Below are 12,367 nucleotides of genomic sequence, written 5' to 3'. Positions count from 1 at the left end.
GTGCTCGCCGAGGACAGCGTGCTGCTCAGGGACGGCCTCACCGGGGTGCTGGGCCGGTTCGGCCACCGGGTGGCCGCCGCGGTCGGCGACGCGGACGCGCTCCTCGCGGCGGTCGAGGAGCACCGCCCCGACATCGTGCTGACCGACGTCCGTATGCCGCCCGGCTTCCAGGACGAGGGCCTGCGGGCGGCCGTACGGCTGCGGGCGCGGCGGCCCGGGCAGCCGGTGCTGGTGCTCAGCCAGTACGTGCAGCGGACGTACGCCGCCGACCTGCTGGACTCCGGCGACGGCAGCGGCGTCGGATACCTGCTCAAGGACCGGATCGGCCAGGTCGGCCAGTTCGTCGCCGCCGTCGAGGAGGTGGCGGCGGGCGGCACGGTCGTCGACCCGGAGGTCGTACGGCAGCTGCTGCGGCGCCGCCGTGACCCGCTGGAACGGCTCACGCCGCGGGAGCGCGAGGTGCTGGCGCTGATCGCCCAGGGCCGCTCCAACGGGGCCATCGCCCGGGACCTGGTGGTCTCCGACGCGGCGGTCGGCAAGCACATCGGGAGCATCCTCGGCAAGCTCGATCTGCCCGTCGCCGACGACACCCACCGCAGGGTGCTGGCCGTACTCGCCTTCCTCCGAGCGTGAAAACCTGCCGTCGGCCCGGTAGGGTTCCTTGTGCGGCCGGGCCAAGCCCGGCGATTCCCCAAGAAGGTGTTCGTGCCCCCTGAACCCCCGCCGCGGGCCACCGACCGGCTTGACGACGACGACTACCCGGCGTACACGATGGGTCGTGCCGCCGAGATGATCGGCGCCACGCCCAGCTTCCTGCGGGCCATCGGCGAGGCCCGGCTGATCACTCCGCTGCGTTCCGAGGGCGGTCACCGCCGCTACTCCCGTTATCAGCTGCGCATCGCCGCCCGGGCCAGGGAGCTGGTCGACTCCGGTACGCCGGTCGACGCCGCGTGCCGGATCGTCATCCTGGAGGACCAGCTGGACGAGGCCAGGCGGCTCAACGAGGAGATGCGCGGCCGGCTGCCGACCGGCGAGCGGCAGGGCGACGGCACCGGCTGAGCATTTCTGTCCCCGCCACGGCAGAAACTGTCGGAATCCGCGGTGAGGGTTTATGGCACGGCGGGCTCAGCGAAATGACATCCCGCGCCTGTCCGGTTGCGCCGTGCTACGGTGGAAGCAGTTGCAGTCGTGGTTCCCAAAGCTTTGATTCCGGTGCGTTTCTCCGGACGGGGTAATCATTTCAGCGACACCGGGTCTGCGCAGTGCGGGCCTGGCGGTATTGCCCCAAGGAGAATTTAGAAAAATGGCTACTGGCACCGTGAAGTGGTTCAACGCGGAAAAGGGCTTCGGCTTCATCGAGCAGGACGGCGGCGGCGCCGACGTCTTCGCCCACTACTCCAACATCGCTGCCTCCGGCTTTCGTGAGCTGCAGGAAGGCCAGAAGGTGACCTTCGACGTCACCCAGGGCCAGAAGGGTCCGCAGGCCGAGAACATCGTTCCCGCCTGACGCACCCCGCACCAGCACATCCGGGTCCGCACCTTCGGGTGCGGACCCGGGTTCGTGTTCCGGCCCGTTCCTGCAATTCCCCGCGTCGCGGACCCCCACACGGACCGCCGCACCGGGAATTCCTCGATACGCGCCGCATCGAGGAAAGGCTTGCATGAATCGTCAGGCACGTGACAACGAACGGTATTCCAGAACTTCCCGCGGCACCGGCGGTGCGCGCGGATCCGCCGGCTCGGGCGCTGCCCGGGGCTCCGGCGGGGCGCGCGCCGGCGGCTACGGCCGAGGTGGCGGCGCGCAGCGGCCCGCCTCCCGTCCCGCGGTCCGGCAGGGCGAATTCGCCATGCCCGTCACCGTCACGCCGGCGCTGCCCGCGGTCGCGGCGTTCGACGAGCTGCGGATACCCCTCCCGGTACTGAAGGTCCTCAGCGCCCAGGGCGTGACCGAGCCCTTCCCGATCCAGGCCGCCACCCTGCCCAACACCCTCGCCGGGCGCGACGTGCTCGGCCGGGGCCGTACCGGCTCCGGCAAGACGCTGGCCTTCGGGCTCGCGCTGCTGGTCCGCACCTCCGAGGTCGGCCGGCGCGCCGAACCGCGCCGCCCGCTCGGCCTGGTCCTGGTCCCGACCAGGGAACTGGCCCAGCAGGTCACCGACGCCCTCACCCCGTACGCCCGCACGCTGGGCCTGCGGCTGACCACCGTGGTCGGCGGCATGTCCATCGGCCGGCAGTCGACGGCGCTGCGGCGCGGCGTCGACATCGTGATCGCCACGCCCGGCCGGCTCGCCGACCTGATCGAACGCGGCGACTGCCGGCTCGACGAGGTCGGCATCACCGTCCTGGACGAGGCCGACCAGATGGCCGACATGGGCTTCATGCCGCAGGTCACCCGGCTGCTCGACCAGGTGCGCCCGCAGGGGCAGCGGATGCTGTTCTCGGCCACCCTGGACCGCAACGTCGACCTGCTCGTCCGGCGGTATCTGCACGACCCGGTCGTGCATTCCGTCGACCCGGCGGCCGGCGCGGTCACCACCATGGCGCACCACGTGCTGCACGTGCACGACGCGGACAAGTACGCCACCACCACAGAGATCGCCGCCCGCGACGGGCGGGTGCTGCTCTTCCTCGACACCAAGCACGCGGTGGACCGGCTCACCACGCACCTGCTCAACAGCGGGGTACGGGCCGCAGCCCTGCACGGCGGCAAGTCCCAGCCGCAGCGCACCCGCACGCTGGCCCGCTTCAAGACCGGCGACGTCACCGCGCTCGTCGCCACGAACGTCGCGGCCCGTGGCATCCACATCGACGACCTCGACCTGGTCGTCAACATCGATCCGCCCAGCGATCACAAGGACTATCTGCACCGGGGCGGCCGGACCGCCCGTGCGGGCGAGTCGGGCAGCGTCGTCACCCTCGTGCTGCCGCACCAGCGCCGGGAGATGGCGCGGCTCATGGCCGCGGCCGGGATCACGCCCGAGGTCACCCAGGTCCGCTCGGGTGAGGCCGCACTGACCCGCATCACCGGCGCGCAGGCGCCGTCCGGCGTCCCGGTGCCCGTGACGCCGGCCCCCGCGGCCACGTCCCCCCGGTCGGCGTCCGCCCGGTCCCGCGCCGGGCGGCGGCCCGCACGCCGTAGGTCCTGAACGTCCCCCTCTTCTCGAACTCCGCGGAGGCATCATGCGTTGCGTCATCGCCCGCTTCTCTTTCGACCTCATCAAGGACGAGGTCGAGAAATCCATGAGCGGGGTCAAGCCGGAGGCTGTCACGGAGGCGTCCGTGACCATCGGCCGCAAGCAGTACCCCGTCAAGCAGGTCGGGGCGATCATCACCGGTCAGGACCGGCGTGACTTCACCACCACGGAGGTCGTCCGCGCCCTCACCCGCCTCGGCTTCACCTGCCACCCGGCCCCCACCCCTTCCCCGACCCTCTGACGCAGTCGTTCCCCTTTGGCCCCGGTGCCCCCTGGCGATTGCCCCTTGCACTGGCGCCGCCGCTCCCGCACCGCGGTGGTTGCGCCGGCAGTTCCCCAGCGCCCCTGAAAACACTTCCTCCGCCAGGGAGCAACACCTGGCGGAGGAGCAAACGCGCCCGAAGGGGCGCGAGGAACGGCGCGACAAGCCCCCACGGCGGGAGGCGGCGCCGCCAGGGCAAGGGGCACCCCGGGGCCGCCCGGCTCAGGCTCGCGCCAGCAACTCGCGGAGGTCTGAGAAGATGCGGTCGTGAGCCGCCAGGGCAGCGGGGTCGTCCAGGTCCATGCCCTGGATGAAGCCATGCGGCAGCCCCGCTTCGCGGCGGTGCCGCACTGCCACCCCCGCAGCGGCAAGCCGCTGCGCATAGGCCTCCCCCTCGTCACGCAGAGCGTCATGTTCCGCGGTGACGATCAGTGCGGGCGGCACGCCCGCGAGATCCACCGCGTGCAGCGGACTCGCGCGGCTCGGGCACGTAGGACGCAACAAAGAAGGCCAGGACATCGACGTCCAGGTCGTATTCGGTGCCCTTCTCGGTGATCGAGGGCCGACTGAGCGTCAGGTCGGTGTTGGGGCAGATCAGCGCTTGGAGGGCGGGCAGCGGGCCGCCCGCGTCCCGTAGCGCGAGGCACGCGGCGGCAGCGAGGAAGCCGCCCGCGCTGTCCCCGGCGACCGCGGCGGGTCGCGCCCGGGTCAGGGACGGCGACGGCGTCCTCCAGGGCGGCCGGGTGCGGATACTCGGGGCGAGCCGGTAGTCGACAGCGAGGACGTCGACGTCGCAGGCGGCGGCGATCCGCCGGCAGGTGCGGTCGTGAGTGTCGAGGTCGCCGAAGACGAAGCCGCCACCGTGTGGGAACACCACCAGCGGCAGCCCTTCCCCGCCGGGCTGGTAGCGGCGCAGCGCCAGCCCGCCGGGTCCGGTGATGTCGTCGACAGCGGCCAGCTCGGGCCCCCTGGCCCGGGTGGCGCGCCGCTCCCGCGCACCGTCCCGCGACTGCGTGAGGTCAGGTCCGGGACAAGGCGGTCAGGGTGACCTGGACCAGGCGGTGGACCGCGGCCTTTGAGGGGAGGGTGCGGGCTGCGGTCGTGGCGGAGAGGCAGAAGCGGGCCAGTTCGGGGGGCGGGACGTCGTCGCGGAGGTGGCCGGATGCCGCGGCTTCGGCGATCAGGGCGGCGACCAAGTCGGTGACGTGCTGCTCGGCGCCGGTGACGCGGTCGCCGCGGTGCAGCGCGGCGGCGAGCTCGTGCACGGGGTGCTCGTAGTAGATCATGGCGTACGCGCCGAGGACCGCGGCGAGCCGCCCGGCGGCGTCCCCGCGGGCGGCGGGGGCGGCGGTGAGCCGGGCGAGATGCGCGGCGACCTGGCGTTCGTGCCAGGTGGCCAGGATCGACTCGACGTCGGGGAAGTATTTGTAGAGCGTGGCCCTGCCGATCCCGGTGCGCGCGGCGACCGCCGACATCGTCACCCTGGTGAGCCCGCGCTCGGCGACCAGCGCGGCCGCGGCGTCGAGCGTCGTGTCCCGCACCGCGCTGCGGTGCGCCTCGATCGTCTCGTTCCAGAGTTTCGGCACACCGGCAGTTTAAGGGGCACATACTGCGCCGGGGGTGACGGAGTGTATCGATCCGCCGCGGTCGGCGAAGCCCCCTGCGGACCGCGCCCCGCGCGCTAGAGTTCCCAGCAGGTTCGTGGACCTCGGCACGGGGCGGTGGAGTGGGCCGGCGATTCTTCTTGGCACTGGGGAGCAGGCGGTACCGCCACCTGCCCGAGGACGAGCAACTTCCCTCCGTGCCGGGCGACATCCGTGCGGTGACCGACCTATTCACCGGCGTCGGCTATCAGCATGTGCTGCCCGGCCTGGGCGACTACGACGGCGCCGAGCAGATCCGGCAGAAGCTCGCGCACTGGTCGGAGGACGCCGGCCTCACTGGCGAGGACATCGTCGTGCTGTACTTCGCAGGACACGGCTCCGTCGAGGAGCGCGACCGGCACTATCTGCTGTGCTGGGACTCCCTGGACGGGCAGTTGGCGACCAGCGCGCTGGCCACCGAGGACCTGGTGCGGATCCTGTGCCGGGGCAGCCTTCGCAATCTGCTGCTGGTCCTGGACACCTGCGCCGCCGGTGCAGGCGGCGGTGAGGCCTCCGCGGTGGCGCTGCGGTCGATCGCTTACCGCAACGCGGACGCCGACTCCGCCGGACTGTGGTTCTTGACGTCCGCGCGGCGCAAGGACATCGCCGAGGACGGCGCCTTCGCGGCCGCGCTGACCGAGGCGGTGGGGACCACCACGGGCCGCACCGGGCAGCGGCAGCCGTATCTGGACCTGACCGAGCTGGTGAAGGCGGTCAACGAGCGCTTCGACGGGGAAGGCCGCGGCCAGCGCGCGGAGTTGGCCTGCGCGCTGGTGACGAACCTGGCGCCCTTCCTGCCCAACTCCGGCTACCAGGAGGAACTGCCCCCGATCGGCACCGACCTGGAGGTACAACGCCGGGTCGCCGCACGGGACATGTCCGAGCACTTCGGGCCGCGGTCGCGCGGAGTGGAGTTCGAGTCGGAGCAGGGGCTGTACTTCAGTGGCCGAGTGCGGGTGCTGTCGGAGCTAGTCGACTGGCTGACCGACGGCGAGGGCGACGGGCGCGGCCGGGTGGTCACCGGCAGCCCGGGCTGCGGCAAGTCCGCGGTGCTCGGCCGGATCGTCGCGCTATCCGACCGCCACTACCGCGGCCGGCTGGACCTGACCGGCGTCGACCCGGCGACGGTGGTGCCGACCGACTGCGTGGCTGCGGCCGTGCACGCCAGGCACAAGCGCCTCGAAGAGGTCGTGGAGCGGATCGCCGGCGCCCTCGGCGTCGCGTCGGACGGCGCAGCGGCCCTGCTCCAGGAGCTGACAAGGCGCGGCAGGCAGGGTCCGCCGCTGGTGATCGTGGTAGACGCGGTGGACGAGGCCGGCTCCGACACCGCGGCCGACGCCGGCGGCCACGGGGAGCCGCGCCGGATCACTCGGGAGCTGCTGCGCCCGATGTCGGAGATCCAGGGCGTACGGCTGCTGGTCGGCACCCGGCACGAGCTGGTCACCCCGCTCGGTCCGAACTTCGTGTGCGTGGACCTCGACAGGCCCGGCTACCGCGCCAGCGCGGAGGATGTGGCCGGCTACGTGACCAGAGTGCTGCTCGCCGACGAGGAGCCCGGTGCCCGCAGCCTCTACCGCGGGCGGCGGGAGCTGGCCACGGCGGTGGCCAGGGGTGTCGCGGACAAGGCGGCGGGCGTCTACCTCTACGCCCGCATGACCGCCCGCGCGCTGCGGCTGGACGAGGAGCCGGTCGACGTCGAAGCGCCCGGCTGGCTGGACTCACTACCCAAGGGGTTCGGCGCGGCCTTCGACGACTACCTGAGCCGTTTCGGCCCGGACGAGCCCCGGGTGCGGCGGATGCTGCTCGCGCTGGCCTTCTCCGAGGGCAAGGGGCTGCCCCGGGGCCAGACCTGGACCGCGCTCAGCTCGGTGATCTCCGGGGTGCGCTGCACCGAGGAGGACGTCTCCTGGGTGCTGGACATCGCCCAGGCGTATATCGCCGAGGTCATCGACGACGACCACCGCTCGGTCTACCGGCTCTACCACAAGGCACTGGCCGAGCATCTGCGGGCGACCGCGGCCCGGCCGCCGGAGGACATCCAGCGGCTGGTCGTAGAGGCGCTGCGCTCGCTGGTCCCGGCGGCCGCGGCCGGCCAACAGGACTGGCTCACCGCCGTCCCCTACGTACGCCAGCACCTGTCCACCCATGCGGCCGCCGCCGGCGCGCTGGCCAGCCTCGCCGACGACCCTGGCTTCCTGCTGGCGAGCGAACCGCTGGCGCTGCTGCGGGCGTTCGCCTCCGTCGAGGGCGAGGGCCCGCGGCGCATCCGCAGCGCGTACGAGCAGGTCGCGCACCGGCTGACCGCCGACCGTACGATCGGCGAGCGGGCCGCCGACCTGCAACTGTCCGCCCGCCGCTGCGAGGCGGGCCCGCTGGCGGACCGGATCGACGCGCTCGACGTCTCGGTCCCGTGGTCGGCCCGCTGGGCGTGGTGGTCCTCCAGCGGCGCGCACCGGGTGCTGAGCGGGCACACCAAGGAGGTCAACTGCGTGGCCACCGGCGAGCTGGACGGCCGGCCGATCGCGGTCACCGGCAGCGAGGACGGCACCGCGCGGGTGTGGGACCTGACCACCCAGCGCCAGATCGGCGAGCCGCTGACCGGCGGCCTGCCGGTGCACGCGGTCGCGATCGGCGACCTCGGCGACTACACGGTGGCGCTGACCGGTTCGGTGGACGGCACGGTGAAGGTCTGGGACCTCTCGACTGGGCAGGCGTATGGTGCGCCGCTCACGGGGCACACCAACCGCGTCACCAGCGTGGTCACCGGCGCCGTCGACGGCCGCCCCGTGGTGCTCACCGCCAGCGGCGACGGCACCGCCCGGATCTGGGACCTGGTCGATCGGCGGCAGCTCGGCGCGCCGCTCGCTGCGCACCGGCGCACGGTGAACGCGGCCGCCCTCGGCGAGCTGGAGGGGCGGCCGATCGCCCTCACCGGTGGCGAAGACCAGGCCGTCTACGTCTGGGACCTCAGAGGCATCTTCGACGGCGGCGACGCACGGGTCGACGGCACCGCGCTGATCGGCTCGGCGGGAGCAGTCGGCGCGCTGTGCGTGACCGTGGTGGAGGGCAGGAGCGTCGCCCTGGTCGCGGACAACTCGCAACGGCTCAGCCGCTGGGACCTGGTCGACCGCCGCCAGATCGGCGACCCCGTGCTGATGCTCTCCTTTCCGCTGTCCGTGGTGGCCGGCGAATTCAGGGGGCGCCCGGTGGTACTGACCAGCACGTTCCGGGATGTGCAGTTGTGGGACGCGCAGACGCTCCAGCAGCTGTCCCAGCCGCTGCGCGGCCACGTCGAGGGGATCAGTGCGGCGGCACTGGTGAGCCGTCCCGACGCGTTCCTGGCCGTCACCGTCAGCAGGGACCGCACCGCCCGCATCTGGGATCTCGCCACGGACCAGCCGGAAGAAGGGCACAGCGGGGAGATCCGCTGTCTGTCGTACGCCGAGATCGACGGACGGCCGCTGCTGGCCACCGGCAGTTCGGACACCACCGCCCGGCTGTGGGACCTGCGGACCCGCGACCATGTCGGGGCCCCAATGAGCGGGCACTCGGGCACCATCACGACCGTGGCTCTCGGGGCCGTAGGGGGTCGCGCGGTCGTCGCGACCGGCGGCAGCGACACCACCGTCCGGCTCTGGGACCCCCTGTCGGGGGCGGCACTGCGACCGCCGCTGCGGGGCCACACCAACGCGGTGCGGTGTGCGCAATTCGGCGCGCTCGACGGTGCGCCCGTCGTGGTCAGCGGCGGTGAGGACGGCACAGTAAGGGTGTGGGACGCTGCCTCGGGGGAGCCTGCGGGTCCACCACTGGCCGGCCATCTGGGCGACATCGACCACCTCGGAGTCCGGGCGACCGGTCCGGGGATGGAGATCGTGCTCGCCACGTCGCAGGGCCACGCATACGTGTGGCAGCTGGGCGGCGACACACCCTGGCCCGCCGAGCCACGCGCCCGCTTCGCGGTGGAGGACCTGGGCCAGTCCGCTTTGATTTTCGGCATGGGCTTCCACGGCACCTGCCCGGTCGCCATGACCACCCGCCGGGACAACAGCGTCTACCTCTACGACATGCGCGACGGCTCGGTACTGGGCACCCCGCTGACCGGGCACACGAGGATGCCCTCAGCCGGTTCGTTCGGCTGGATCGGCACCACCCCGGTCCTGGTGACCACCTCTCCCGACGACACCGTGCGGATCTGGGACATGGACACCGCGCAGCAGCTGTACCCCGCCCTGGGCATGTATGTCGAGGGCTACATCCGCCCCGGCCGGCCGCCGCTGCTCGCGCGCGCTGATGGCAAGACTCTGCTGCTACTCACGAGTGCCGGCACGGTACGGGTCTGGGACGCGGAAGCCCTGCAACCCGTGGGGGAACCGCTGTCCGGTACCGATCGCGCGCTGCGGTCGGTCGACATCCTGGAGGCCGAGCCGGGCAAGGCCGTGGTCGTCACGGTGGCGGAGGACGGTGTGGTGCGGACGCATGACCGGGAGCGGGGCCGGCAGGTCGCTGCGCATCTCGTGTCGACTGCGGGCACGGCCCATTATGCGAGCGCGGCAGTGCTGGGCGGGGACAGCGTGGTGGTTCGCGGCGACATGACGGCGACCGAGGTGTGGAGCCTCGCGTCCCGCCGGCGGCTCGGCAGGCGTCCCGGCGAGTACCAGGGCTCCTGCGCCCTGTCGGTGGGCAACGGCGGGAACGTGGTCATCTCGGTGACAGAGGAGTACACGCTCGACATCTGGAGCTTGCGCACACTGGCTCCGCTGCGGCCACCGATGGCCGGCCACACCGCCGCAGTGATGGCACTGCAGGCGGGGACGGTCGGGGGGCGGCCCGTCGTGGCGAGCGCGTCCGGGGACGGAACGGTCAGACTGTGGGATCCCGTGCTGGGCGAAGTGCTCGGCGAACCGTTCGGCGGGCACCAAGAGGGCGCCCAAAGCGTCGACTTCGCCCGGCTCGACAACCACGACATGCTGCTGACCGGCGCGGGCGACGGCCGAGTGCGGCTGTGGGACATCGCGGGTCGGCGTGAAGTCGGCCTGGAGCTGGTCCCGTTCACCTCGGCGGTGACAGCGATCCGTACCGCGGTGGTGCACGGCTCGCCGGTCGCGGTGGCGGCCGACCGCTACGGGACGATGCGAGTCTGGGACATGAGCTCCCGCTCCTGGACCGCCGAGATCGACATCGGCAGCGGCATAAGGGGCATCGCCGTCGACGACAGTGGCCAGATCTGCGCCGCCACCGCCATGGGCGTGGTCGCCCTGCGGCTGACCCCGACCGGGCTGGCCACCCAGCAGCGGGCGGTCGCCCGGTGAGCCGGGTGGTGCTAGTGCACGGCATCGCCCAGCAGGTCAAGGGCCCGGAAACGCTGCTGGCCGAGTGGTATCCGGCGCTTTGCGACGGCCTGACCCTGGCGTCCTACCCGACCCCGGACGAGCCGGGCGGCGGGGCGGGTACGTTCCGGGCAGCGGGCGAGACCGGGACCTCGAAGGGCCCCGGGCCGGCGCGCGGGCCATGTGCCAGCGCAGCGCGTACATCCGGGCCCGGCGCGGGGCCGGGGGTTGCGCGGGAGGATGTCGCGATGGCGTTCTACGGGGACCTGTTCCGGCCGCGCGGGCATCGCGGGGTCGGGGAGGCCGAGCTGGGCGCGTCGGACGTGACCGACGGGCTGGAGCGCGAGCTGCTGCTCCGGTGGTGGACGGCGGCGGCCGGGCAGGACAGCCGGGTGGCCGGCCCGGCGGCAGCAGCGCGGCTGCGGACGCCGCTGCTGGTACAGCGGGCGCTGGACGCGCTCAGCCACTCCGCCTTCTTCGCCGGGCTCGGCGAGCGCGCGATGATCGGCAGCGCCCGCCAGGTTCGGCGGTACTTCACCGAGCCGGCGATCCGCGCCGCCGCCCGGGAGCGGCTGGCTAGGGCGGTCACCGCCGACACCGAGCTGATCATCGCGCACTCGCTCGGCACCGTCGTGGCGTACGAGACGCTGTGCGCCCATCCCCAATGGCGGCGGCCAGCCCTGATCACCCTGGGCTCGCCGCTGGCGGTCCCGCGGCTGATCCTGGACCGGCTCAGCCCGCCGCCCGGGGCGGCCCCGGTGCCAGTCCGCAGCTGGACCAACATCGCCGACTCCGCCGACGTCGTCGCGCTGGCCAAACGCCTCGACCCGGTCTTCGGCGGCGGCATCGACGACATTGCCATCCACAACGGCGCCCACGCGCACGACGTCCGCCCCTATCTGACCGCCCGTGAGACCGGGCAGGCGGTGGCGCGGGCGCTGTGATCACCCGGTCGGGCGTAGCGGGGTCAGGGCGATTCGCCGGTGGTGGCAGGGGCCGGCGGCCGGGCGGCGGTCGTGGCGTACGCGCCCGGCAGGCGGGGCGTCCGGGACGCAGGCAACATCCGTAACAACACCGCACACCGAGGAGTGGACGCACGATGACTGGCGAGCTGCAGGGCAGGACCGCCGTGGTGACCGGGGCGAGCAAGGGGATCGGGTTGGCCGTGGTGGCGGCGCTGGCGGGGGCTGGGGCGCAGGTGGTCGCGGGGTCCCGCGGGACCTCGGCCGAGCTGGACGCGCTGGTGGACGGCGGCAGCGTCGAGTGGGTGGCGGTGGATCTGTCGGAGCCGGCGGCCGCCGGCCGGCTGGTGGACGCGGCCGGCGGGCGGATCGACATCCTGGTCAACAACGTCGGGTCGGCCCCGGCCCGCACCGGCGGCTTCCTGTCGGTGACCGACGAGGACTGGGCGCGGACGCTGGACCTGAACCTGCTGGCGGCGGTGCGGGTCACCCGTGCGGCGCTGCCGCTGATGGTGGCGGCGGGCCGCGGCAGCGTGGTGACGGTCGGCTCGGTCAACGCCACCCTGCCGGACCCGCTGGTCATCGACTACAGCGCGGGCAAGGCGGCGCTGGTCGCCTTCTCCAAGGCGCTGTCGAAAGAGGTCGGGCCGCAAGGGGTGCGGATGAACACGGTGAGCCCGGGCCCGGTGGAGACCGATCTGTGGCTGGGCGGCGGCGGGGTGGCCGCGAACGTGTCCGCGGCCTCGGGCGGCGATCCGAAGGACGTGGTCGCGGCTGCCGCGGGCTCGATGGTGACCGGGCGGTTCACCCGGCCGGCGGAGGTCGCCGACCTGGTGCTCTTCCTGGCCGGTGACCGGGCGGGCAACATCACCGGCAGCGACTTCCTGATCGACGGCGGTCTCATTCCGACCTGGTGACGGCCGGGAGTGCACAGTGCCGCCGGGTGCCCATGCACCCGGCGGCACTGGCGTTCATCAGG

At 73.0% G+C, this 12,367-nt stretch carries 9 protein-coding genes and 1 pseudogene; 8 read left to right on the top strand and 2 right to left on the bottom strand.

What is annotated here, in order from left to right; genetic code table 11:
- From OG702_RS19975 to OG702_RS19955, 5 genes are all read left to right on the top strand, one after another.
- A complete protein-coding gene (locus OG702_RS19975; protein ID WP_327293296.1) occupies window positions 1-633 on the top strand; it encodes a response regulator transcription factor in 633 nt (210 codons plus the stop codon).
- Window positions 634-705: 72 nt separating this feature from the next.
- Window positions 706-1,059 carry a MerR family transcriptional regulator gene (locus OG702_RS19970; protein WP_327290265.1) on the top strand — a complete coding sequence of 118 codons (354 nt, stop codon included), beginning with the start codon at window positions 706-708 and terminating at the stop codon, window positions 1,057-1,059.
- 244 nt (window positions 1,060-1,303) lie between these two features.
- Window positions 1,304-1,507, top strand: a complete 204-nt coding sequence (locus tag OG702_RS19965; protein WP_073494967.1) for a cold-shock protein — start codon at window positions 1,304-1,306, stop codon at window positions 1,505-1,507.
- 154 nt (window positions 1,508-1,661) lie between these two features.
- Window positions 1,662-3,146, top strand: a complete 1,485-nt coding sequence (locus OG702_RS19960) for a DEAD/DEAH box helicase (protein WP_327290264.1) — start codon at window positions 1,662-1,664, stop codon at window positions 3,144-3,146.
- 34 nt (window positions 3,147-3,180) lie between these two features.
- Window positions 3,181-3,435, top strand: a complete 255-nt coding sequence (locus OG702_RS19955) for an SCO5918 family protein (protein WP_327290263.1) — start codon at window positions 3,181-3,183, stop codon at window positions 3,433-3,435.
- 243 nt (window positions 3,436-3,678) lie between these two features.
- On the opposite strand, the pseudogene OG702_RS19950 reads toward OG702_RS19955, so the two are convergent.
- Window positions 3,679-4,330 (bottom strand): annotated as a pseudogene (locus tag OG702_RS19950) (alpha/beta hydrolase).
- A 145-nt stretch (window positions 4,331-4,475) separates the two neighbouring features.
- Window positions 4,476-5,042, bottom strand: a complete 567-nt coding sequence (locus tag OG702_RS19945; protein WP_327290262.1) for a TetR/AcrR family transcriptional regulator — start codon at window positions 5,040-5,042, stop codon at window positions 4,476-4,478.
- 140 nt (window positions 5,043-5,182) lie between these two features.
- Between OG702_RS19945 and OG702_RS19940 the strand changes: the two genes are divergently transcribed.
- From OG702_RS19940 to OG702_RS19930, 3 genes are all read left to right on the top strand, one after another.
- Complete coding sequence (locus tag OG702_RS19940; protein ID WP_327290261.1) at window positions 5,183-10,408, top strand: caspase family protein; 5,226 nt, start codon at window positions 5,183-5,185, stop codon at window positions 10,406-10,408.
- Between the two features lie 266 nt (window positions 10,409-10,674).
- A complete protein-coding gene (locus OG702_RS19935) occupies window positions 10,675-11,370 on the top strand; it encodes a hypothetical protein (protein WP_327290260.1) in 696 nt (231 codons plus the stop codon).
- A gap of 155 nt (window positions 11,371-11,525) precedes the next feature.
- The gene (locus tag OG702_RS19930; protein WP_327290259.1) at window positions 11,526-12,305 is read left to right on the top strand and encodes an oxidoreductase; all 780 of its coding nucleotides are present in this window, start codon (window positions 11,526-11,528) and stop codon (window positions 12,303-12,305) included.
- Window positions 12,306-12,367 lie beyond the last annotated feature (62 nt).

The organism is Streptomyces sp. NBC_01198, from assembly GCF_036010485.1.
Classification (GTDB): domain Bacteria; phylum Actinomycetota; class Actinomycetes; order Streptomycetales; family Streptomycetaceae; genus Actinacidiphila.
This window is presented reverse-complemented; position numbering and strand designations above follow the sequence as displayed.